Raw genomic sequence first — 23,052 nt, 5'->3', positions numbered from 1 at the left:
TGGCGCCGCTGATGTTCTGCGGGGCCGAGAATTTGATCTTGGTCACTCCCGAGATGAACTTCCGTCGGCGCCGAGGGAAGTCCCGCCGAAGACCGGATGAAATCGGGATCGGGAGCCTTCTCCCCTACCCCGGCGTGACTTACGTTCGGGCACATACCGACCGGCCTCGATGTTGGGATGCTCGATGAAAGATGTCGTGAAGACAGCGCGTGTGATCGCCGCGGCCGACCACGCCATGACGGTGGGCAGCCACGGCCAGCACCTGATCCCGTGCGTGACGACGGAAACCTGTGGCGCCGAGGGAATTTCGGCGGCCATGATCACCATGGCGCCGGGCAAGGTAGCCGCGGCGCACTACCACGCGCACAGCGAGACCATCGTGCTGTGCCTGCAAGGGCGGGCGGCGACGCTGGTCGGCCCGGAACTGACGCCGCTGCTGCACGGACCCGGCGAGTTCCTCTACATCCCCAAGAGCATCGTGCCCGTGGCGGTGAACCTCAGCGACACCGAGGAATTGACGGCCGTCGACATCCGCACCGATCCGCTCTTCACCGACGATCTGGTGCTGGCGCCGGAATACGATGCCGAGGCAGCGGACATCGCTGTGCGGTTGCGGCGGGAACTCGCCGTGGCACACGCGTGAGCGTCACGGTCGGACGCGGGGCCGCCCGGAGCGGACAGATCGACGACGCCTTCGCCGCGCTGGCGCGCCACCCCGCGGTGATCTCGTTCGCCGTCGGCGCACCGGACCCCGCGCTGCTGCCCGGTGCGCTGATCGCGGCGGCGGCCGCGGACGCCATCGCCAAGTACGGGAACGCGGCCGTGCAGTACGGTCTGACACAGGGTTTCCCGCCACTGCTGGAGCAGGTGCGGAAACTGTTGTCCGGCCGTGGAATCGGGTGCCAGGCACACCGGCTGCACATCGCCACCGGCGGATCGGGCGCGTTGCACAATGTCTGCATGGCCGTGCTCGATCCGGGTGCGGTCGTGTTGGTGGAGACGCCGACCTACGGCCCGGCGCTGAAGGTGTTCCGCAGCCACGGCACGCGGACCGTCGGTATCGGGTCGGACGAATTCGGCATGCTTCCCGACGCGCTGGACGCTGCGCTGGCACTGCACGACACCGCGTTCGTCTATCTGCTCCCGACCTTCCACAACCCGACCGGCCGCACCATGTCCGCGGCCCGGCGACGGCAGCTCGCGGAAGTGATCGTGCGGCGCGGCGCGCTGGTGGTGGAGGACGACGTCTACACCGATCTGCGCTACCGCGGCGCGCGGCTGCCCGCGTTCTGGTCCTACGCCCCGGACAACACCGTCTACATCACGTCACTGTCGAAAACCCTTGCCCCCGCGTTGCGCATCGGCATCACCGTGCTGCCCGATCGGCTCGTCGAACCCGTGCTTGCCCTGAAACAGGGCATCGACATGCAGACCTCGGTGCTCAACCAGGCGATCGCCGCCGAATTCCTCGACAGCGCAGCGGCATCCGCGCATCTGGACCACATCGTCGCCGCGTACGCCGCCAAACTGGACGCGGTCACGACCGCGCTGGAACGGCACTTCCCCGACGAATTCTCCTGGACCGACCCGGACGGCGGCATGTTCGTCTGGGTCGAGGGCCCTGCCGATTTCGACGCCGTTGCGCTGGCGATGCCCGCGCTGGAGGCCGGGGTGGCTTTCATCCCCGGGGCCATGTTCTTCGCCGGGGACGACGCGCCCCGCAACGCGATGCGACTCAGCTTCGCGGGCGTGCCGCACGCCGAGATCGACCGCGGCATCGCCCTGCTGGCCGGCGTGTGCGGGGCCCGATGAGTGTGATCGGCGTGTGGGAGGTGATCGCCGACGGCGCGCCGTTCTCCCACCACGTCATGACCTTCCACGCGGACGGCACCATGCTCCAGTCGAACCCGGACCACGGCAACCGAGCCACCAGCGACAGCAACGGCATGGGCGTCTGGGAAGCCGACGGAGCACGAGTCACCGGCGCGTTCCTGGAATTCACGGTCGACCGCGACGATCCGAGCCGCATACGCAAGGGTGTCGTGCGATTCGAGCTGACCATTCGCGACACGGAGTTCACCGGCACCGCGAGCGCCACCTTCCAGGACCTCGACGACATCGACACCGTCGGCCCCCTCCCTGCCCGGCTCACCGGACGCCGATTCGACCCTTTCGCGCGCTGAACGCGACCTCCACCGCGCGACCAGGCCGCCCGCGGCACCGCGACCTCGGACTTCCGTCAGCGGGAACCCAGCGGTCGAGCGCAGCCATCCGGCCGTGCCCCTCTAGAGTCGATGGGTGACCTGGACCGTCGGCTTCGACCTCGACATGACACTGATCGACTCGCGACCGGGAGTCTCGTTCGCCATCGACACCGTCGCCGCGGAATTCCAGCTGCCGCTGCGCGGCGCCGACTTCGTGGAGCGGCTCGGCCCGCCGCTCGGTCTGCTGCTCGCCGAGGCGGGCGCGCCCGACGAGCTCATTCCCGCGTTGATCGCCCGCTACCGCGAGCTGTATCCCGACGTGGTGCCGCGCATCCCCGCCATGCCGGGCGCGGGCGCGGCCCTCGACGCGGTGACCGCGCGCAGCGGACGGCTGATGGTGGTGACCGGCAAATACCAGCCGCACGCGCAGCTCCATCTCGACGAGCTGGGCTGGCGGATCGACCACCTCGCGGGTGGGCTGTGGTCGACAGGCAAGGCCGAGGCATTGCGCGCGCAGGGTGCGGCGGTCTACGTCGGCGATCACGCGGGCGACATGCGCGGCGCCAAGGCCGCCGACGCGCTGGCGGTGGGCGTCGTCACCGGGCCGTGTGACGCCGTCGAGCTGCGCGCGGCGGGAGCCGATGTCGTCCTGAACGACCTCACCGAATTCCCGTCCTGGCTCATCGAATACGCGGCCGCCTGAGCGCTTGTCGCCGCTTCAGTCGGCCGTGACCTCGAGTTGCGGCCGGTGTCTGCGCATCGCCTCGGTGACGTGCAGCAGCGGGACCGACAGCGAGGTCATCGGAATGGACGGCGCGGTGGCGACCGCGTACTCCTGATCCGGATGGATCAGGACCAGATCGATGGCGTCGCCGCTCGGGCAGCGGCGCACCCGGACGTGATCCACGGTCGACCACGCGATGCGCCCGAACTCCTGGTGCTCCACGCCTTCGTCGGTGATCACCAGGTCCGGCCTGCGCCGCATCCCGGACCACGCCATCTCGGCGCCGATCGCGAGGAACACCAGCGCACCGATCTTGCCCGCGATCACCGCCGTGCCGGTCACGATCGCGAGCACGCAGATCGCGGCGAGCCCCAGGCAGGCGGCCGCCACTCCCAGCGTCGTCCGCATCGATCGGAACACCGTGTCCGGCCGCCGAGAGGCCCCCTTCCGCACATGCATGCGCGAATCCTAACGGTGCCTCACCCAGGGACCCGCCAGCGCCGGTCGTGCTCGACTGCGCAGCGAGAAGGTAAAAGCCCGCCGCCGCACCGATTCTCGCCGGTGCGGCCGCGGGCTTCGGACCGGGTCAGGCCGCCTTGTACTTACGCAGGTACTCGCCGGTCAGGGAAGTCGGGTGATTCAGGAGGTCGGCGGGGGTGCCGGTGAAAACGACCTGGCCGCCGTCTTTACCGCCGTCGGGTCCGAGGTCGATCACCCAGTCGGAGTGGGCGACGACGTCGAGATTGTGTTCGATGACGACGACGGTGTTGCCGCGTTCGACGAGCCCGTCCATGAGCGCGAGCAGGGTGTCGACATCGGACATGTGCAGACCGGTGGTCGGCTCGTCCAGTACGTAGACCGACCCGGTGTTCTGCAACTGGGTGGCCAGCTTGATGCGCTGGCGTTCACCACCGGACAGGGTGCTCATCGCCTGCCCCAGGCTCAGGTACTCCAAGCCGACCTCGTTCATGGTGCGCAACTTGGTATTCAGCGCTTTCTCCGTGAAGAAGCCGAGCGCCTCCTCCGCCGACATCTCCAGCACGTCCGCGATGGATTTGCCGCGCAGCGTGTGCCCCAGCACGTCCTCGGAGAAGCGGCGGCCGTCGCAGGCGTCGCAGTGCGTGGTGACCGGGTCCATGTAGGCGACCTCGGTGATGATCACACCGCGGCCCTCGCACTGCTTGCATGCACCGTCGGAGTTGAAGCTGAACAGGCTCGGCGACTCCCCCGTCGCCTTGGCGAACAGCTTGCGGATCGGATCCATCAGTCCCAGATAGGTTGCCGGAGTGGACCGGGAGGACGCGCCGATGGGCGACTGGTCGACGAACAGCGCCTCGGGGTGCTCGCGCACGAACACGTCCCGGATGAGACTGCTCTTGCCCGAGCCTGCCACGCCGGTGATGGAGGTCAGTATCCCGGTGGGGATGCCGACGGTGACGTCGCGCAGGTTGTGCACGGCGGCGTGCTCGATGAGCAGTTCGCCGGTGGCGACACGGAAGGTGTCCTTGACGGTGAAAGGCCTGCGCAGACCGGCGCCGGTGGGTGTGTCGGCGGCGCGCAGCTCGGCGAAGCTGCCTTGGAACACCACCTGCCCGCCGTGCACACCGGCGCGCGGACCGACGTCCACGACATGATCGGCGATCTGGATGACGTCCGGGTCGTGCTCGACCACCAGCACGGTATTGCCCTTGTCTCGCAGCGCTTTCAGGAGATCGTTGAGCCTGCCGACATCGCGCGGATGCAGTCCGACGCTGGGTTCGTCGAAGATGTAGGTCATCCCAATCAGCGTGCTGGACAGATGCTTGATCATCTTGAGCCGCTGGCCCTCGCCGCCGGAGAGGGTCGAGGTGGGCCGGTCCAGGCTCAGGTATCCGAGCCCGATGTCGGCCACCCGCCGGAGCGCCGTCCGGATGGCGTCGGCCAGGCCGAGCGCCGCGGGGTCGGTGATCTCGTCGAGTACCGCCATCAGATCGGTGATCTGCATCCTCGACCAGTCGGCGATGTTTCGCTCGCCGATCTCGGTGGCCAGCGCGGCGGCATTGAGCCGCGCACCCTGACAGGTCGGGCAGACGCCCTCGGTGAGGAACTTCTGCATCTGCTCGCGGGTCTTCTCGCTCAGTGTCGAGGTGTCGCGCTGCAAGCGAGTGCGGGTGAACTTCGCGGCGAGCCCTTCGTAGTTGGCTTTCCAGGTGCCCTTCGCGAAGGTCAGCTCCACCTTGCCGCCGCTGCCGTACAGGAAGTCCTGGTACTCGGCCTCGGAGTAGTCGGCCAGCTTCTTGTCCGGATCGAAGCGGCCGGAATTGCCGTAGAGCTGCCAATCACCGCTGCCCACACCGTAACCGGGGAGCAGGATGGCCCCCTCGTTGAGCGATTTGGTGCGGTCGACCAGGCGGTCCGGATCGGCGCGCACGGTCATGCCGAGTCCGTCGCAGTCCGGGCACATGCCCTGCGGGACGTTGAACGAATAGTTGTAGACGAATCCGGCCGAGGGCGAACCGAATCGGGCGAACATGGCGCGCACCATCGAGTAGATGTCCGTCATGGTGCCGACCGTGGAGCGCGGACCGCCGCCGACCGGTTGCTGGTCGATGATGACCGGCGCGGTCAGGTTCTCGATCGCCTCGGCGTGCGGGCGTTCGTACCGCGGCAGGAAGTTCAGGATGAACGCCGGGAAGGTGGCGTAGAGCTGGCGCTGGGATTCCACGGCGATGGTGTCGAACACGATGGAGGACTTGCCCGATCCGGACACGCCGGTGAAGACGGTGATCTTGTTCTTCGGGATCTCCAGCGAAACGTTGCGCAGGTTGTGCTCGCTGGCTCCGAGTACCCGGATGACATCGACGGTAGCGGCCGATTCGGTAGATGGCATCCGAACACCATGCCATCTAGGTCCGACAAAATGCCCAGTGCCGAGTGATGTAGATCACATTGCGCGCGTCTGCGTATCACTGTCTCACGGCAGTGTGTCCGTAGAGTCGTGAAGTGAGTCGCGACCCGTACTGGAATCACAACACGCACTACCACCCCTGGCTGCTCGCCACAGCGCCGTCGTCCGCGCGGACCGCGCTCGACGTCGGCTGCGGCGATGGACTCTTGGCCGGGAAGCTGGCGGCGCACTGCCGCGAGGTCGTCGGTATCGACGCGGACGCCGCAGCGCTGGCACAGGCCTCGGGAGCAGACGGCGTGCGCTTCGAACACGCCGACTTCCGCGATTTCCCCGGCACTTTCGACTACGTGACAGCCGTCGCGACGTTGCACCACGTGCCACTCGAGGAAGGCCTGACGGCCCTGCGCCGCCTCGTCGCCCCCGGCGGCACCTTGGCCGTGGTCGGGCTGTGGAAGATGTCGGCACGCCGCGATGCGGCCTATCTCCCGCTGCTGCCGCTGATCTGGGCCATCGATCAGTACCCGCCCCGCCAGAGCGAACCGGACGTGCCGATGCGGGACCCCGTGGACACACTCGACGATATCCGCGCATGCGCCGCGACGATCCTGCCCGGGGCCAGGATTCGGCGTCGCCTGATGTGGCGCTACACGTTGTTGTGGCGGCGGCCCGCGTAGCCACGCGGGCCGCTGGTCAGCGCAGACGCTCCATGATCGAGCCGAACTGCTCCATGCTGCCCTCCAGCACGGTGAAGTAGCTGAATCCGAAACGCTCGCGCAGTTCCCGGATGCGGTCGGCGCCCTCGTCCGGTGAGCCGATCAGCAGGGTGGGGATCCGCTCGGGGTAGTCGGCGGCCGTGGGCGGCAGCGCCGGTGCGTACGCATCGGCCAGCGCCGTCCATTCCGTCCGCGAGACCACCCGTTGCAGGAGCAGATTGAGTTCCACCTCGCCCGCGCGGTCGCCGAGCAGTCCGTCGACGTAGGCCACTCGCTCGGCGGTGGTGTCCTCGTCGCCGAGCTGCACCGGGCCGCCGGGCGTGACCGCTCCCCCGCCCGCGAAGGCGATGATGTCGGCCTGTTCGGCGGCGAGCTTCAGCAGCCGGTCGCCCCACCCGGCCAGCAGCAGCGGCGGGCCGGACGGCTGTGCCGGGCGCGGCTGGTAGTCCGGGTCGGCGAACAGCCTGCGCAGCGTCGCGACGGTGTGCTCGAGGTGCCGCACCCGCTTGCCGCCGCTCTGGAAAGGGATTCCAGCGGCGTCGAATTCGGCCCGCACGTAGCCCGCGCCGAGCCCGAGTTCCACGCGCCCGTCGGTCAGCTGGTCCGCGCCCGCCGCGTCGCGGGCCAGCAGCACCGGGTTGTAGAACGCGGTGTTGAGCACGAAGGTGTTGAGCCGCACGCGCTCGGTGGCCTCGGCCGCCACGATCATCGCGGGGAACGGCGCGGGCAGGCCGAGATGATCGGCGACGCCGACCACGTCGAAGCCGAGTTCTTCGGCCCTGCGGCACTTTTCGATCCACCGGGACCTGGACTCGGGTACCACCATGTTCACACCGAAACGGAAGGGACGCTGCGCAGTCACCCGTCCTGTCTACCACCCGGCACGGGGTGCGCTCAGCACTCCGCGAGCGCACCCGCCGTGACGGCGACGCCAACGCCGAGCAGCGCCACCGCCGCGCTCAGCGCGGGCACCGGGCGCCGTACCGCGTCGCGGAGGTATCGGCGCACCGCCGCGATGTCGAGCCGGACGGGACGGCGCTCTTGTCCCTCGGCGGTCGCGGCATCGCGATCCCTGCGGAACAAGCGACGGACGAGCCCGAGGGCCGCGAGGATCAGAGTGGCGGTCACCATGTCCGAACCCCTAGGCGCCGAGCGCGTTCGCGGCCGGACGCGGCGCGGCCGCCCTCGGCCGGACGTTCGGCGCGTTCACGACGCCGAAGGCGAGCAGACTCTCGGCGGTGTCCAGCACGGTCTCCCGGACAGGGCGCATGGTCCAGCCGAGTTCCGTGCGCGCCTTGTTCGCGGTGACCATTTCCGTGCGGCCGAGGACCTGAATAGCCAGCCGGACGCCCTTGTCGAAGCGCGCGATGAACCGGATCAGCCAGTCGGGCAGCACACGGGTGGGCACCCGCAGGCCGCGTGGGTTGTATTCGTCGGCCAGGATCTGGGCCAGCTCGGCCATCCACAACGGATCGGCCGCGCAGATGTACCGATTACCCGCCGCCTGCGGCAGTTCCATCGCCAGCCGGTGTGCCACCGCGAGGTCGCGCACGTCGACCGGGGTCCAGCCGGTCCGAATCGAGCCGGGCACATCCCGCGCCAGCAGCCGCCGAATCGGTTCGTGGGAGGTGCTGGTGACTGGGCTCTGCAGCGGGCCGAGCACCATGCCCGGGTTCACCGCGGCCAGCTCGAGCCCGCGCTCGGCGGGCAGGTCGCCGACGAACTCCCACGCCGCTCGCTCGGCCAGCGTCTTGCTCTTCTGGTACGGCGGAATCCGTCCCACCACCGACCAATCCGCCTCTGTGCGCACGTTGTCGGTCTCGTGGCCGTAGGCGATCGCGGCGACCGAGGAGGTGGTCACCACCCGCCGCACCCCCGGCTCGGCGGCGGCCGCGCGCAACACCCGCAGCGTGCCCTGGACGGCCGGTCCGACGAGTTCGTTCTCGTCGTCGGGGATGTACGACGGGAACGGCGAGGCCACGTGCAGCACGTACGTGCAGCCCGCGACGGCCTCGGCCCAGCCGGCATCGCGGTCCAGATCGGCGGCGACGAACTCGAGATCCGCGCCGAGGCGGTCCGCGAGTTCCGTGAGGTGCGCCCGCTTGCCGGTGTTAGCGAGGTCGCGCACGGTGGCGCGCACCCGGTAGCCGTGTTCGAGAAGTTCCGCGATGACGTGGCCGGCGATGAATCCCGTTGCGCCGGTGACGAGTACCTGTTTGCTCATGTGTCCCACCTGTCCGAGGAAAGAGGTGCGCGGCCGGAATCTAAGCGCCGCTCAGATAATCTAAGCACCGCATAGATAGGTTGTCCAGCCTTCGTCGCATACGCTCGGATGGTGAAGCGGACCAGTTACCACCACGGCGCATTGCGTGATGAGCTGATCGCCGCCTGCCTGCGCCTGATCGAAACCGAGGGCATCGCGGCGGTGAGCCTGCGCCGGGTTGCCAGAGAGGCGGGCGTCAGCACCGGCGCGCCGTACCATCATTTCGCGGATCGGGCCGCACTGCTCGCGACGTTGTCCACCAAGGGATTCGAGACGCTCGCCGCCGAACTCACCGCCGCGCGGGCGGCCGCGACCGGCTCACCGCTGGACACCCTGGGTGCGCTGGCAGGCGCCTACGTCCGTTTCTCGCGGGAGCACCCCGGCTACTTCCGGCTGATGTTCCGACCGGAGCTCTCCCAGCCGGAGAAGCATCCCGACGCCAGCGCCGCGGGCGACGCCGCCTTCGGGATCCTGGCCGACGTCATCGGCGAGTGTGTTGCGGCAGGTCTGCTGCCCGCCGACAAAGCCGATGTCCTCGGGATCACCTGGTGGGGCATCGGCCACGGACTCGCCTCGCTGTGGCTGGACGGTCAGCTGGACAAACGGGCGGTCCAATTCGGCACCACCGCGCCCGAACTGGTCGAGGACGTGATGCGCACGGTGTCCACGCTGCTTGCACCCGGGTCTTGACGCGGCGCGCCGCATTTCTGCCCTAGAGTGGGCGCCAGGTGTTTGCTGTTCCATCACTGCTCAATCCGAATACCGTGATTCGAGAGGGATGACCGGATGCCCGCACAGCAGCAGCTCGACCCCATCGTTCAGGAGTTCGTCGACGCGCTCAACGCCAACGACCGCGACCGCTTCCACTCGGTGCTCACCGAGGACGCGACCATGTCCGACGACGGCGTGGAGCGCAATGTCGACCAGTGGACCGATTCGGAGATCTTCGCAAGCAACGGCCGGATGCAGGTCGAAGCGGTGACCGACGGCGGCATCGAACTGCTCGCCGACTACACGAACTCGCGCTGGGGATCGATGCGCACCGCGTGGCGGTTCACCGTGCGCGATGGCAGGATCAGCCGATTCGAGACCGGACAGGCCTGACCCCTTGCCGTGGCCGGGTCGATCTTGACATTCTGACCTCGTGTTCGACGCGCCACGCTACGGCTCGGCTTCCCTGGCCGACCTGTTCCCCTCCGTCCTGGCCTGCCTGGGTGTCCCCGGCGAAGACGATCGGCTCGGCCTCGGCTTGTCCGCGCGCCGGATCTGTGTGCTGCTGGTGGACGGGCTCGGCGCGGAAGCGCTCGCCGCCCATGCGGCGGAGGCGCCGTTTCTGTCGAGCCTCGCGTCGGCCGAGCTGGCGGCCGGGTTCCCGAGTACGACCGCGACCAGCCTGAGCTCGCTGGGCGTCGGGGTGCCGCCGGGCGAGCACGGCATCGTCGGCTATCTGATGAACGTGCCCGGCTACGACCGGCTGGTGAACGCACTGCGCTGGCGGCTGCACGGCGAGGGCCCGAAGGTGGACCTGCTGCGTGAGCTGGTGCCCGAGCAGTTCCAGCCCACCGCAACGGTATTCGAGCGTGCCGCCCGCGCCGGGATCAGCGTCTCGCAGGTCGCCCCGATGTACCAGGCGGGCTCCGGGCTGACCAGGGCGGTGCTGCGCGGCTGCGCATTCCGCCCGAGCCTGTCGTTCGGCGACCTGGTCGACGGCGTCGCCGACGCATTGCGCATGGGCGACCGCTCGCTCGTCTACGCCTACCACGGCGATCTGGACACCACCGGCCATGTGCGCGGTCCGTCCTCGGACGCGTGGCGGCTGGAGCTCGCGCACGTGGACCGCCTGGCCGCCACCCTCGCCGAGCACCTGCCGCCCGACGCGGCGCTGCTGGTGACCGCCGATCACGGCATGGTGGAACTGACCGGCACCGTCGACTTCGACGCCGTCGACGCACTGCGCGCGGGCGTCGACCGGCTCGGCGGCGAACCGCGGGCCAGGCACGTCTACACCGTCGAGGGCGCCGCGGACGACGTCGCGGCCGCGTGGCGGGAGACGCTCGGCCCGGACTTCGCGGTGCTACCACGCGCCGAGGTGATCGAGCGCGGCTGGTTCGGGCCAACGGTCGGCCCCGTGGTGGCCGAGCGAATCGGCGATCTCGTCGTCGCCGCGCTCGGACCGCGCGGCGTCATCCGGACCGGCGCCGAACCGCTCCAATCGGCCATGGTCGGCCACCACGGCTCGCTCACCTCGGCCGAGCTGAACGTGCCGCTGCGCACCTGCCTCGCCTGATCGACACGCCGGGCCGCCTCGCCTCGCCCCACCCCGGCACCCTTACCCTCGATACCGATCGCGGCGGCCCATCCGCTCGACCAGGCGACCAGGAGAAGCAGATGAACGCCACCGTGACACGGACCGGCCTCGGCATAGCGGCCGCCGCACTGCTGCTTGCGGGATGCACCGACATCGAGCGAGCGCTCAACAAGGGCGGCGACACACCGTGCAACGAGTACGTCACCCAGGACCCGGACACCAAGCGCACGACGATCACCAAGTTCGTCAAACAGCAGACCGGTGACGAACGCGAACCCGCGGGCACCGTCGTCGACGCCACCATCCTCTCCGTCGACCTGCTCTGCGCCACCCAGCGCAACGCGCAGACGCCCATCAAGAACGCCGATGTGGCGGGCATCTTCCTCAACAAGTAGGTCGCACGGGTGGTAGTGCGGTAGTCACCACGACGTCGCTCGTGGTCGGCCCGGCACCGTCTGCGGACGCCCGCCCAGGATCCGATCGATCTCGGCCAGCACCACGTCGGCCCGCCGCATCGACTCCGGCGTGCTCCGACGCAGGAGAGCGTCGGCCCATTCGTGCATCGTCTCCAAGTAGCGCAGCAGCACACGTTCACGCGCGCGCCGGTCGTCGACGACGGTGGAACAGCACGCCACGTCGGCGTACGAGCGGCCGACGGCGACCGTCCCTTCGGTGCCGACCGTGCCGGTCACGACGCCATCGCTGTCATCGTCGTCCGGCTTGCCACCATCACCGTCGGTCGGCGGCGAGATACGACGGCACGTGGTCCACGTGTTGTCCGTGACGCCGTGACGCTGCCCCGGCTCGTACCACTTCACCATGGGCTCGTACCGGAAATGGCTGCGCAGTGCCGCACCGACGGTCAGCGCGACCGAGAACAGCGACAGCGGTTCCGGCGGCGCACCGGGACAGACGTAGGCGAAGAAGGGGTAGGCAGCCAGCCCGCCGACAGAGAGCTTCGGCGCGATCAGCGGCACGGTGGTGGCCGTATCGGCGGCCAAGTCGTACCGGAAGCCGGGCGGCGTCCGGTCGGCGTCGTAGCCGGTGGGACGCAGGCCGCCGACGATTCTGAAGCGCAGCGAATCCATTGTGCGGCCGGTGAATTCGAGTCGTGCCCGCGCCGCCGACTGCACCCGGACCGGCCGGCCCGACCAGCGCTGGGGTTCGAATCGACCGCCCCGCTTCCGCGACCAGCACAGGTGCACCACCGGCACGGCGGGCCAGCGCCGCAGCCCGGGCAGCTCGTCCGGGCGATGCCGGTCGTGGATCTCGTCGCCGCGCCCCGTGTCGGCGGACTGTGCATCCGGCTCGTAGACGAGGCCGCGCTCGAGCCAGAAGTAGTACTCATCCACCTGCGGTTCGTGGTCGCCGCCGCAACCGCAGCAGGCATCCGAGTCATCGCACGGCGTGAACCCGGCAGCGGCAGGCGGCGTGCCCGCGGCGGCGACCCGGACGAAGCGGTTGCCGAGGCGAGCGGCCGTTTGGATCCACCGCGGCAGGCGGTCGCGGTCGGCGGGCGCCAACTCCTCGGCGGCCACCGAGCGCACCTCCACGGGGACGTCGCCGTTGCCGCCCTCGTCTCCGTTGCCATTGCCGGGCTCGCCGTCGTCATCGTCGGCGTTGCGGACGAGGCGCAGCGGTGCGAGCCACGACGGCTGGGCATCGGCCTGCGGTGTGCCGAGTAACTCCATGCCCTCCGGGGCCGGCCCCGGCACCAGCACCTGGATCACCGGGGGTTCGGGGTCCGCCCACGTGGAGGTGCCGGAGACGCGCGGCACGTTCAGGTACGCGATCGGCCCGAGCGGCGAAAGGTGTTCGGGCGGACGGCAGTCGACCAGCGAACCGTTCGGGTTCACGGGATCGAACGGTCCCGGCGGCCACGGTTGCTCGGGTTGTTCGGAGGTGGCCTTCTCGTAGATATCGATCGCGTACCCGTAGGCGACCGTCCCCGACAGCGCGTAGCGGAAGCCCGCCCGCGAGAGCGCGGCGATCCGCGCGGCCGCGGTGAAGCCGCGGGCGTAGAGCGCCTCGATCAGCGAGAACCGCAACTCGCCCGCGTCGATGTCGGTCACCACCCAGAGCTCGCGGATGGCGTTCAGCGCGAACAACAGCCACCGCTGGGCGGCCGGGTCGTCCGGCAGCACCTCGAGGACGGCCGCGACGACGGCGCCCGGATCGGAGGCGGTCGCGAAGCTGAACTCGACGCCACCGGAGTACACCGGGTAGGCGGACATGAAGTCCTCGAACACATCACCGTTCGATCGGGGCAGCTCCGGCGGCGGACCGACGACGGGCGGCGCGCCGCCGCCGGGATCGGCCTTGACGTCGAGGAAGGTACGCAGGTGCCGGATGAACGCCTCGGTGCGTTCCGCCGGTGTACCGGGCGCGGTGAAGTCCGGCAGCAGTGCGGGATTCGCCGCGAAGAAGCCTCGCCACCGCGGCTCGGTCATCGCGACCAGCCCCGCCACGGTCGTCACGTTCAGCGGCGGCTGTTCTATCGCGGCGATCAGCGCCGCCGAATTCGCGGTGACGCCTTGCAGCAGCAGTTCCAGGTACGGCCCCGGCTGGGCGGTCACCTCGGGCACCCAGAAATCGGTGGTGAGGGTGGCACTCGGCCCGGTGTGAGCCAGCCACCTGGTCACGAGGCCTTCCACCGGCGCGACCAGCGGTACCTCGGTGAGCGTGTTCTCGGCAGCACCCAGCGCGCGCAGCCGCCGCGCCGCCTGGGTGGCCGCGACCGCGGGAACGCTCACCGTCGTCGGCACGGCGGGCACGGTGATCACGCCGCCGTCGGCCGCCGTCTCGAAGGCGGACAGCACCTGCGGTTCGAGTGCGAAGCGGGCCATGTCGAAACGCTGCTGCGGACCGACCTGCCCGGGCATCTGCGCGCCGAGCGCGTAGAAATAGGCCGCTGGCACCACGAAGGCCGGTGTGAGGCCATCGTTTTCGACGAGCGCGACCCCGGCGGTCTGTGTGGTGGTCGGCGGCGCGGCGTCGGTGATCAAGGGGAAGTCGAAGCGAGCCCGCGTCGCCCTGATGCTCAGTACTTCCTGGGCGACCGCGGCCGACGCGGAGTACACGAACCCCGCCAACCGCAGCGCCTCGGCGTCGTGCGTGCCGTAGTAGCCGTTCAATTCGGCCTCGAAACGGGCGCGGGCCTTTTCGATGTCGCCGGCGTTCAGTGTGTCCTCGGCGGGCGGGTCGGTGTAGAGCGCGCCGAACGGATCGAGCCCGAGCCGCGGGTCCGGCTCCGGCGGCGGATAGGCCGTGCGATTCCAGACGATCTCGGCGGCGATCCGGCGGCTCTCGGCGAGGGTGAGCGGCGACCGGCCGACCAGGGTGGCGTTCGCGCCACCGGGGTCGTCGGCGAGCACGGTGTCGATGGCGCGGACCATTTGGGCGAACGCGGGCGGCTGTCCGTCGGCGGGCAGGTCGACGATTGCGAGGTTCGGGTCGAGTCCGGCGGTGCCGGGCAGGGTGACATAGGCGCTCGTCGTCCTGCCGAAGTACACCTTCTGGTTGGTCGACAGACTCGGCAGGGTAGTGACGTCGGCGTTGTAATGCAGTCGGCGATGGGCGATGTCGAACCCGCCCTTGGTGAGTTCGAGCCGCAGATCGAACGAGGTGGGTGTCGGGTACTCGGTGTGCCCCGCGGGCGTCTCGACCACGATCACCGCGGTGGCCACCGATTCCAGCTCGCGGGTCGTGACGCCGAGCGGATCGGTGACATCGATGTAGTGCTGGAGCAGCTGGGTGCTTGTGATGTCGACGTGGTTGTTCGTGGTGCTGCCCAGGTGCGGATCGGCGAGGGTGGAGGCGAAGCCGAGCTCCACTCCGCCGACGCTGTCGGCGAAGGTCAGATCGTAGGCCGTGACCTTCAAGCCGCTCAGCACAGTGGTGAAGTCGGAGGGAGCCATCGGCTTGGCCGGGTAGAGCCGCAGGATTATCAAGTCGGACATGGTGTCTCCACAACGAGGTCGAGGGCGCACCGGAATGTGCCGCTGATTTCGTGCAGAACGTATCCGCCCTGGAAGCCTGTGGCCGCGTGCCGGACTACGCGAATTCGGCGTCCGGACCGCGAGCTATGCGGCCGGACACGGCTTTTCCGCTCGGTTCCCAGGTGATCGATCGATCGGCCCCGCGTAGCCGGGGACGATCGCGCATGACGACGACCGTGCTACAAGGTCATCGATGCGTGGCCTCGGGCAGCGTCACGCCTACCCGCTCCGGCCGATGCATTCGCCCGTCGATGTGTGTGTCCTCGATCGCCATGATCCCTGCCCCTCTGTGCGTTCAAACGCTCGGACGACCGAGACCCGAACCGCCCCGGCCAGATCAGAATCTCAACAACACCGACACCATTGTGACCCCTGACTCCCCCACTGCGCCGGGAAATTTCGGCATTGCTCGGGGGAATATGCAGCGCCGATCCGAAATGCGCTCGCAAGACACCGAACCCGCGCCGCACTCACCGGCGCGGCGCGCGCGGATGGGCGGCGAGCCACTCTGCGGCGGGGTTGCGGGAGGCCCGGGAGAGCCAGAGGCCGCGAAACCGGCGCGTCGCGGCGATGCGTCCGCCATGATGAGTCCACGAAGAGGCGAGTTCACTCGACGATAAGGGTTTTCCGAGGTGGCACTCTCGCGCACCCTCACCCAGCAGCGGGCAGAACTGGAAAAGGAATGGACCCGGTGGACAGCGACCGCCGGGACCCGCACGCGAATCCGTCCCGAGTCCAGCGTGCTGCGCGACGACGTGGCGCGGTCCTGGCAGCGCTCGCTGCACACCGTCGATCCCGGCTGCACCGTCGCGCCCGGACTCGACCGTGTCGACGACCGGTGGGCGGAGTCCCCGCTGCGGGGCCCCGTCACCGAACTCGCGGGCCAGATGCGCAGCATCGCCGAAGACGCGAAGTATCTGGCGGTGGTCAGCGATGCGGCGGGCACGATTCTGTGGTCCGGCGGTGACCGGAGGCTGCGCCGCCGAGCCGAAGACGTGAACCTCGCACCGGGCGGCTGCTGGGACGAAAGCCATATGGGCACGAACGGACTGTCCCTCGCGCTGCACGACAATCACCCGGTCACCGTGTTCTCCGCCGAACACCTGGTCGCCGCGCTGCACGGCTGGGTCTGCTATTCCGCGCCGATCCACGCACCGGACGGCAGGCTGCTCGGCGTGCTCGACCTCTCCAGCGCCTGGAGCCGCTCGCATCCGATGGCGATGGCCTCGGTGCGATCCCTGGTCACGGCGGTGGAGACAGTGCTGCGCACGAGCGCGCCGCCGCCCGCCGCGGGGGTGCGGCTCGAATGTCTCGGCACCGCACGGCTGTTGCGCGACGGCAGGCCGGTGCCGCTGCCGCCGCGACAGCTGGAGATCCTCGCCCTGCTCGCGCTGGAACCGAACGGCTACACCCCGGATCAGCTGCACGCCGCGGTGTACGGCGACCGTCCGGTCTCGACGAGCACGCTGAAAGCCGATGTCTCGCATCTGCGCCGGGCCACCGGGGGCGAGATCGCCAATCGCCGCTACACGCTGACCGGACCGCTGTCCTGCGACGCCGTCGACCTGCTCGCCGCCATCACCTCGGGCGATACCTCGGGCGCGGTGTGGCACTACCGCGGCCCGCTGCTCCCCGGCTCCGACACCCCCGGCGTCGTCGAATGGCGCGACTACCTCGACGTCGGCATCCGCACCGCGGTGCTGGCCAGCGACCGCCTCGAGCACGCCATCGCCTTCGGCGAACGCGCGGGAGGCGACATCGCCGTGCACGAGCACGCGCTGCGCCTGCTGCCCGCCGGCGACGTGCGCCGCGCGGTCGTCGCCGCCCGGCTGCACAACGCCATCCACGGTTGACCCGTCCCACCCGCGGCCACCAACCTCCCGCCAACCTTCGCGGTCCATAGTGACGTGCGTCGATGGATTTCGCGCGAGGAGTGATTGCGATGATCTACGCCAAACCGGGTTCCGACGCCGCCATAGTCGGCTACGCCACCCGCTACGACAACTTCATCGGAGGCGACTGGGCCGCCCCGATCGAGGGCCGCTACTTCGACAATCCCTCCCCCGTCGACGGCGAAACCTTCTGCTCGGTCGCCCGTTCCACCGCCGCCGATATCGATATGGCGCTGGAGGCCGCGCACCACGCGTCCGCCGCATGGGCCGCGACCTCGCCGACCGAGCGCGCGAACATTCTCGTCAAGATCGCCGAGCGCCTGGAGAACAGCCTCGAACCGCTCGCGGTCGCCGAGACCTGGGACAACGGCAAACCGGTCCGCGAAACCCTGGCCGCCGACCTGCCTTTGGCGGTGGACCATTTCCGCTACTTCGCCGGCGCCATCCGCGCTCAGGAGGGCAGCATCGCCCAGATCGACGTCGACACCGTCGCCTACCACTTTCCCGAGCCGCTGGGCGTGGTCGGTCAGATCATTCCGTGGAACTTCCCGATCCTGATGGCGGCGTGGAAGCTGGCCCCCGCTCTGGCCGCGGGGAACTGTGTGGTGCTCAAGCCCGCCGAGCAGACGCCCGCCTCGATCCTGCTCGTGGTGGAGTTGATCGCCGATCTGCTACCGCCCGGAGTCCTCAACGTGGTCAACGGTTTCGGCGTGGAGGCGGGTAAGCCGCTGGCCTCCAGCCCGCGGATCGCCAAGATCGCGTTCACCGGCGAGACCACCACGGGGCGGCTCATCATGCAGTACGCGAGCGAGAACATCATCCCGGTCAGCCTCGAGCTCGGCGGCAAGAGCCCCAACATCTTCCTGCCCGATGTCATGGCCGACGACGACGAATTCCTGGACAAGGCCGTCGAAGGTTTCGTGATGTTCGCGCTCAACCAGGGCGAGGTGTGCACCTGTCCGTCGCGCGCGCTGATCCATTCGTCCATCTACGACGAGTTCCTGGCCCGCTGCCTGGAGCGGACGGCGGCCATCAAGGGCGGGAACCCGCTCGACGACAGCACCATGATCGGAGCCCAAGCCAGTAACGACCAGTACGAAAAGATCCTGTCCTACATCGACATCGGCAGGCAGGAAGGCGCCCGCGTCCTCGCCGGAGGGGAAGCCCGCAAGGTGGACGGACTGCCCGGCGGGTACTACATCCAGCCCACTGTCCTCGAGGGCGACAACACCATGCGCGTCTTCCAGGAGGAGATCTTCGGGCCCGTGGTCGCGGTGACTCGTTTCGACACCGTCGACGAAGCGGTCCGGATCGCCAACGACACCCTCTACGGCCTCGGCGCGGGCGTGTGGACCAGAGATGGCGCCACCGCCTACCGGATGGGCCGGGCGCTCGAGGCGGGCCGGGTGTGGACCAACTGCTACCACGCCTATCCCGCGCACGCCGCCTTCGGCGGATACAAGAAGTCCGGGATCGGCAGGGAGAACCACAAGATGATGCTCGACCACTACCAGCAGACCAAGAACCTGCTGGTGAGCTACTCCCCCACCAAGCTCGGATTCTTCTGATGCAGAATCGAATCACGCTCATGCAAAACCGGGTACATCGCGTCGGCATGACCGACGCGGCGCGAGTGGTGTTGCGCCGGTTGATCGAACACCACGGGCCGGTACTGTTCCACCAGTCCGGCGGATGCTGCGACGGCAGCTCACCCATGTGCTTTCCGGCCCGCGAGTTCCGGGTCGGGGCCGCCGACGTGCTGCTCGGACAGCTACCGTGGCACACCGAATTCTGGATGAGCGCCGATCAGTTCCAGCTGTGGAAGCACACGCACCTCACCGTGGACGTGGTGACGGGTCGCGGCAGCGGATTCTCGCTGGAGGCGCCACTCGGCGTGCGCTTCCTCGTCCGGTCCCGCCTGCTCACCGACGAGGAAGCGGCGGCATTGGCGGCGGGCCCACCGCCGCGCACCGGAGCCGAACGGCTCACCTGAGACCCGGCGACGGGGCGCCTGGCCGGCTCGCCCGCAGACCGAGCCGGCCAGGCCCCGGGAATGCGGGGCCGCTAGCGGCCGGGGAGGAGCCGGAGGCTGCGCGCCACGAGCATCAGGAAGCGCTGCCACCTGTCGTGCGAAACCAGCGGCGGCGGATCCAGATTCATGAACCGGGTGACCACGACCGTCTGCGGTTCGGTGAACTTCAGCAGACCGTCCGCGCCGTGCCTGCGCCCGACGCCGGAGATGCCCATGCCGCCCATCGGGGCCGCGGTGGTGCCCCACGCCGGGGCGTAGCCCTCGTCGACGCACACCGTGCCCGCGTGCAGTCGCTGCGCGATCTTCTCGCCCGCCGACTTGCTCTCCGCCCACACGCTGGCGTTGAGGCCGTACTCGGTGTCGTTGGCCAGCCGGACGGCGTCCTCCACCGAGTCGACCGGGTAGATCGACACCAGCGGGCCGAAGGTCTCGTTGCGGCCGCACTCCATCTCGTCGGTGACGTCGGCGAGCACCGTCGGCTCGAAGAACAGCGGGCCGAGATCGGGGCGCGCCTTGCCGCCCGCGAGCACCTTGGCACCCTTCGAGGTGGCGTCGGCGACATGCTTGGAGACGGTCTCGAGCTGCGCCTCCGAGATGAGGCTGCCGATGTCGGCCGAATTGTCGTAGGCCGCGCCCAGTTTCGCGGCCTGCACCGCGGCGACGAACTTCGCGGTGAACTGCTCCGCGACCGCCTTCTCGACATAGAGGCGCTCGATCGAGATACACAGCTGGCCCGCGTTGGAGAAGCACGCGCGCACCGCGGCCTTGGCGGCCTTGTCCAGGTTCGCGCCGCGGGTGACGATCATCGGGTTCTTGCCGCCCAGTTCGGCGGAGAAGCCGATGAGCCTGCGCCCGCACTGCTCGGCCAGCGTCCGGCCGGTGGCCGAGGAGCCGGTGAACATCAGGTAGTCGCAGTTGTCCACGATGGCGGTGCCGACCACGGAGCCGGGGCCGGGGACCACGGCGAGCAGATCGCGCGGCAGTCCCGCGCGGTAGAGGAGCTCGGCGGCGGCCAGCGCGGAATACGGAGTTTGGCTGTCGGGCTTGACCACCACCGCGTTGCCCGCGAGCAGGGCGGGTATCGAGTCGCCGATGGACAGCACCATCGGGTAGTTCCACGGCGCGATCACGCCGACGACGCCCTTCGGGTGGGTGTGCACCGCGGCCCGGTTCAGCACCGGGAAGGCGCCGGGCACCTTGCGCGGTCGCAGCAGCCCGGGCGCGACCCTGGCGAAATAGCGGGCCGCGAACATCATGCCCATGATCTCTTCCTGGGCCGCCCAGCGCGCCTTGCCGGTCTCGGCCTGGATGACGTCCATCAGGGATTCGCGGTCCTCGACGAGCAGTGCGCGGAAGCGCTCGAACACCGCGGAGCGCTCCGCGGCGGGGCGGGCGGCCCAGAGCGCTTGCGCGGACCTGGCCTTCGCGAATGCCGATACCACGTCCTCGGCGGTGCCCACCGGCACCGAGCCGAGCGGCTTGCCGGTGAACGTCTCGGCGATCGTCTTTCGCGAGCGAGTCTCGTCGTCGATCGCGGCGAGCGCGCTCAGACGGTCGAAGACTCCGGCTTCCGGCGCAGGCATCCTTGCCTCCTACTTGTGAGTAACTTCGGGATACACACAATCTACGCCGTCGGCCCCCTCCGGCACACCCACTCCGCCGACCTCGACCTCCGGACTATCGGTTTCGATCGGCGGGAGATGGTTGCGTGTCGCCGCACAGGATCCGGATGGCTTCGCCGCTGATGGCCTGCCGCAGTTCAGCATTCGGGATGTCGTCGAGCCCGGCGGCGTTGCGCAGGAAGGGCTCGAACAGTTGCCAGCCGAGTACGAACGCCGCAGCGTTGGCGACGGAGAGGCCGGCTTCGCGGTCGTCGGCTCGATGTGAGCGGGCCTGGTCGATCAGGGCACTGATGACAGGAAATCGGGTCTGCATCTGCCCGACCGGGTAGCCGTCGAGAATGCAGCGCGCCAGCACTGTCCAGTGCCTGCGCAGCCGGGGGTCGTCCGGCGTCAACGTGCCGGTATCGGCGAACTCGGCAGTCTCGGCGGAGAGGTGATCGAGTACAGCCTTCACGAGCTTGTCCTTGGCGCCGAGGTGCCGGAATACCAGTCCGTGGTTCACCCCCGCTCGCTCGGCGATGTCCCGGATCGACGTCGCGGCCGGGCCGCGTTCGGCGAACAGATCCGCCGCGTGGGTGAGCACCGCGGACACGACGGCGTCGCGACCGAGCGGGTTGCGGTCGTCGGAAGACGTCCTTGCGCCCTCTGTAGTCATGTGACTACAGTAGCTCACATCACCTGTAGTCGATTGACTACAGTCCCGATTCCTTCGAGAAAGAAGGTCGCCATGTCCGTGATCGCCGACAAGGACCCGGCCGCCGGCTTCACGCCCCGCACCGTTCAGCTCCCCGGATACCCGGTCCGGTCCGGCCCTTTCACCCATATCGCCGCCGAGCGTGACCGGCTCGCTCAGCTGAGCTGGCAGCATTTCGACGCCCGCCAGGTCGGCGCGACCCTCGGTGCGGAGATCTCCGGGGTGGACCTGACCACCGAGTTGCCGAACGCGGCGATCGCCGAACTGCGGCAGGCGCTGCACGAGTACAAGGTGCTGTTCTTCCGCGACCAGCCGCTCGCCCCGGAACGGCACGTGGCCTTCGCGCGACGGTTCGGCACGCTCGAGGTCCACCCGTTCATCCCCTCCAACACCGCCCAGCCGGAACTCGTGCGATTCGAAAAGAGCGCCGAGGTCGGCGGTTTCGAGAACGCCTGGCACCACGACGTCACCTGGCGCGAGCAGCCATCGATGGGCGCGGTCCTGCACGCGATTGCGGTGCCCCCGATCGGCGGGGACACGCTGTTCGCCGACATGTACGCCGCCTACGACGCACTCGACGAGGACACCAAGGCGCGAATCGAAAACCTCGACGCCGTCCACGATTTCACTCGCGCGTTCGGGCACATGCTCAACGATGAGCAGCGGGAGAAAATGCGCGCCGAGCATCCGGCGGTGGCCCACCCGCTGGTGTGCACGCACGCCGTCACCGGCCGCAAGCACCTCTACGTCAACCGGGTCTTCGCCGACCACGTCCACGGCGTGGACCTCGAGGAAGGCCGTGCACTGATCGACTGGTTGTGCCGGACGGCCGACGCCCCCGAGCATCAGGTTCGCCTGCGGTGGGCGCCCGACACCGTCGCATTTTGGGACAACCGCGCCGTCCAGCACTACGCCGCCAGCGACTACTGGCCCCACGTGCGCATCATGGAACGCGCCTCCATCGTCGGCCCCCGTCCCGCCCGTTGACCGATATGACATTCGAGGACAGCCGGTCCGGGACCCCGCACGACTCCGCGCAAGTGCGATCATCCGCCAGGGTGCTCGGGCAGGCTGTCATCGCGCGTGGCGGCGTTCGGCACCTCGTCGACGCCGCCACGCCGGTCGCGGTATTCCTGATCGGATATCAACTGTTCGGGACCGGTCCGGCGGTCGCGGCCACGGTGACCGCGGCGGCCCTGCTCGCCGGATGGCGGCTGCGGCGCGGTGATTCACCGAAGGTGGTTACGGCCGCTCTGGTTGCCGTCACCGCCTATTCGGCGCTGGTGCTGTTCACCGGTGAGGGCCGCGCTTTCTTCCTTCCCGAGATCCTCGGCTGCGCGGTCTTGACCGTCGCCTTCGGCGCCACTCTGCTTCGTGGCCGTCCATTGAGTCTGCTGGTGTGCCAACGCCTCCGGATCGAACCCGCCGATGCCGATCGGTCCCGGATCCGGAAGCACAGGCGCCTGACCGCGGCTTGGGCCGTGATGTGGGCGCTCCATGTGCTGATACTCCTGCCGCTGTACGCCGCCGATCAGATCGCGGCTCTGGCGGTGGCGACCACGCTGCTCGGCAAGCCCTCGGTACTCATCGCCGTTGCCGCCTCTTGGGTGTGGGTCCGCAAGGGATAACCGACGCGTCACCGCGCCGACCTCGCCGTTCCGGCCGAATCGCTTGCCACCCCTGATGATTCGCCCGAACACGGACGCACCGAACCA

The 23,052-nt window shown here is 69.1% G+C and carries 22 protein-coding genes; 14 read left to right on the top strand and 8 right to left on the bottom strand.

What is annotated here, in order from left to right:
• Nucleotides 1–196: 196 nt before the first annotated feature.
• The 4 genes from NL1_RS09815 to NL1_RS09800 all read left to right on the top strand — a co-directional run bounded on the left by NL1_RS09815 (nt 197) and on the right by NL1_RS09800 (nt 2,907).
• The gene (locus NL1_RS09815; RefSeq protein WP_162272701.1) at nt 197–643 is read left to right on the top strand and encodes a cupin domain-containing protein; all 447 of its coding nucleotides are present in this window, start codon (nt 197–199) and stop codon (nt 641–643) included.
• Nucleotides 640–1,812, top strand: coding sequence for an aminotransferase-like domain-containing protein (locus NL1_RS09810; RefSeq protein ID WP_067836762.1), 1,173 nt, complete (start codon nt 640–642; stop codon nt 1,810–1,812). The genes NL1_RS09815 and NL1_RS09810 overlap by 4 nt, the downstream gene beginning before the upstream one ends.
• Nucleotides 1,809–2,183 (top strand): hypothetical protein, encoded by a 375-nt coding sequence (locus NL1_RS09805; protein ID WP_245673166.1) that lies wholly within the window; start codon nt 1,809–1,811, stop codon nt 2,181–2,183. The genes NL1_RS09810 and NL1_RS09805 overlap by 4 nt, the downstream gene beginning before the upstream one ends.
• A 115-nt stretch (nt 2,184–2,298) precedes the next feature.
• Entirely contained in the window at nt 2,299–2,907 is a 609-nt protein-coding gene (locus NL1_RS09800; RefSeq protein WP_084510436.1) for an HAD family hydrolase, read from the top strand.
• A gap of 15 nt (nt 2,908–2,922) precedes the next feature.
• Here NL1_RS09800 and NL1_RS09795 read toward each other — a convergent pair whose 3' ends face one another.
• Together NL1_RS09795 and NL1_RS09790 are read right to left on the bottom strand one after the other, a co-directional pair.
• Nucleotides 2,923–3,336: a hypothetical protein gene (locus tag NL1_RS09795; protein ID WP_156094770.1), complete on the bottom strand. Its 414-nt coding sequence runs from the start codon at nt 3,334–3,336 to the stop codon at nt 2,923–2,925.
• Between the two features lie 178 nt (nt 3,337–3,514).
• Nucleotides 3,515–5,797 carry an ATP-binding cassette domain-containing protein gene (locus NL1_RS09790; RefSeq protein WP_067836754.1) on the bottom strand — a complete coding sequence of 761 codons (2,283 nt, stop codon included), beginning with the start codon at nt 5,795–5,797 and terminating at the stop codon, nt 3,515–3,517.
• A 113-nt stretch (nt 5,798–5,910) separates the two neighbouring features.
• Here NL1_RS09790 and NL1_RS09785 point away from each other — a divergent pair, with 113 nt between their 5' ends.
• Complete coding sequence (locus NL1_RS09785; RefSeq protein ID WP_067836751.1) at nt 5,911–6,489, top strand: class I SAM-dependent methyltransferase; 579 nt, start codon at nt 5,911–5,913, stop codon at nt 6,487–6,489.
• Nucleotides 6,490–6,505: 16 nt separating this feature from the next.
• On the opposite strand, the gene NL1_RS09780 is transcribed toward NL1_RS09785, so the two are convergent.
• From NL1_RS09780 to NL1_RS09770, 3 genes are read right to left on the bottom strand one after another with little or no spacing between them, the layout of a single operon-like run.
• Entirely contained in the window at nt 6,506–7,390 is an 885-nt protein-coding gene (locus tag NL1_RS09780) for an LLM class F420-dependent oxidoreductase (RefSeq protein WP_067836747.1), read from the bottom strand.
• A gap of 32 nt (nt 7,391–7,422) precedes the next feature.
• On the bottom strand, nt 7,423–7,659 hold the full coding sequence (locus tag NL1_RS09775) for a hypothetical protein (RefSeq protein WP_067836744.1): 237 nt from the start codon (nt 7,657–7,659) through the stop codon (nt 7,423–7,425).
• Between the two features lie 10 nt (nt 7,660–7,669).
• Nucleotides 7,670–8,752, bottom strand: a complete 1,083-nt coding sequence (locus NL1_RS09770) for an SDR family oxidoreductase (RefSeq protein ID WP_067836741.1) — start codon at nt 8,750–8,752, stop codon at nt 7,670–7,672.
• A 108-nt stretch (nt 8,753–8,860) separates the two neighbouring features.
• On the opposite strand from NL1_RS09770, the gene NL1_RS09765 reads away from it, so the two are divergent.
• The 4 genes from NL1_RS09765 (at nt 8,861) to NL1_RS09750 (ending at nt 11,494) form a co-directional block, all read left to right on the top strand.
• The gene (locus tag NL1_RS09765) at nt 8,861–9,481 is read left to right on the top strand and encodes a TetR/AcrR family transcriptional regulator (RefSeq protein ID WP_067836738.1); all 621 of its coding nucleotides are present in this window, start codon (nt 8,861–8,863) and stop codon (nt 9,479–9,481) included.
• 96 nt (nt 9,482–9,577) lie between these two features.
• The gene (locus NL1_RS09760) at nt 9,578–9,895 is read left to right on the top strand and encodes a nuclear transport factor 2 family protein (RefSeq protein WP_067836735.1); all 318 of its coding nucleotides are present in this window, start codon (nt 9,578–9,580) and stop codon (nt 9,893–9,895) included.
• Between the two features lie 40 nt (nt 9,896–9,935).
• Nucleotides 9,936–11,078: an alkaline phosphatase family protein gene (locus NL1_RS09755; protein WP_067836732.1), complete on the top strand. Its 1,143-nt coding sequence runs from the start codon at nt 9,936–9,938 to the stop codon at nt 11,076–11,078.
• 101 nt (nt 11,079–11,179) lie between these two features.
• A complete protein-coding gene (locus NL1_RS09750; RefSeq protein ID WP_067836730.1) occupies nt 11,180–11,494 on the top strand; it encodes a hypothetical protein in 315 nt (104 codons plus the stop codon).
• A gap of 24 nt (nt 11,495–11,518) precedes the next feature.
• On the opposite strand, the gene NL1_RS09745 is transcribed toward NL1_RS09750, so the two are convergent.
• Nucleotides 11,519–15,058, bottom strand: a complete 3,540-nt coding sequence (locus NL1_RS09745) for a hypothetical protein (protein WP_067836727.1) — start codon at nt 15,056–15,058, stop codon at nt 11,519–11,521.
• A 671-nt stretch (nt 15,059–15,729) separates the two neighbouring features.
• Between NL1_RS09745 and NL1_RS09740 the strand changes: the two genes are divergently transcribed.
• The 3 genes from NL1_RS09740 (at nt 15,730) to NL1_RS09730 (ending at nt 18,982) form a co-directional block, all read left to right on the top strand.
• Nucleotides 15,730–16,950, top strand: a complete 1,221-nt coding sequence (locus NL1_RS09740) for a sigma-54-dependent transcriptional regulator family protein (RefSeq protein ID WP_067836724.1) — start codon at nt 15,730–15,732, stop codon at nt 16,948–16,950.
• Nucleotides 16,951–17,039: 89 nt separating this feature from the next.
• Complete coding sequence (exaC, locus tag NL1_RS09735; protein WP_067836721.1) at nt 17,040–18,557, top strand: acetaldehyde dehydrogenase ExaC; 1,518 nt, start codon at nt 17,040–17,042, stop codon at nt 18,555–18,557.
• Between the two features lie 20 nt (nt 18,558–18,577).
• Nucleotides 18,578–18,982 (top strand): DUF779 domain-containing protein, encoded by a 405-nt coding sequence (locus tag NL1_RS09730; RefSeq protein ID WP_067836897.1) that lies wholly within the window; start codon nt 18,578–18,580, stop codon nt 18,980–18,982.
• A gap of 71 nt (nt 18,983–19,053) precedes the next feature.
• Here the strand turns inward: NL1_RS09730 and NL1_RS09725 are convergent, their stop codons facing one another.
• Together NL1_RS09725 and NL1_RS09720 are read right to left on the bottom strand one after the other, a co-directional pair.
• On the bottom strand, nt 19,054–20,604 hold the full coding sequence (locus tag NL1_RS09725) for a succinic semialdehyde dehydrogenase (RefSeq protein ID WP_067836718.1): 1,551 nt from the start codon (nt 20,602–20,604) through the stop codon (nt 19,054–19,056).
• A 94-nt stretch (nt 20,605–20,698) separates the two neighbouring features.
• Nucleotides 20,699–21,298, bottom strand: coding sequence for a TetR/AcrR family transcriptional regulator (locus NL1_RS09720; protein ID WP_156094769.1), 600 nt, complete (start codon nt 21,296–21,298; stop codon nt 20,699–20,701).
• 72 nt (nt 21,299–21,370) lie between these two features.
• Between NL1_RS09720 and NL1_RS09715 the strand changes: the two genes are divergently transcribed.
• Both NL1_RS09715 and NL1_RS09710 read left to right on the top strand, forming a co-directional pair.
• The gene (locus tag NL1_RS09715) at nt 21,371–22,324 is read left to right on the top strand and encodes a TauD/TfdA dioxygenase family protein (protein ID WP_067836716.1); all 954 of its coding nucleotides are present in this window, start codon (nt 21,371–21,373) and stop codon (nt 22,322–22,324) included.
• Between the two features lie 5 nt (nt 22,325–22,329).
• Nucleotides 22,330–22,965 (top strand): DUF3159 domain-containing protein, encoded by a 636-nt coding sequence (locus NL1_RS09710; protein ID WP_067836713.1) that lies wholly within the window; start codon nt 22,330–22,332, stop codon nt 22,963–22,965.
• Nucleotides 22,966–23,052 lie beyond the last annotated feature (87 nt).

Origin of the sequence: Nocardia lijiangensis NBRC 108240 (genome assembly GCF_001613045.1) — a bacterium.
Lineage (GTDB): Bacteria > Actinomycetota > Actinomycetes > Mycobacteriales > Mycobacteriaceae > Nocardia > Nocardia lijiangensis.
Note: the sequence above shows the minus strand (reverse complement) of the source record. Positions and strands in the feature narration are given on the sequence as shown.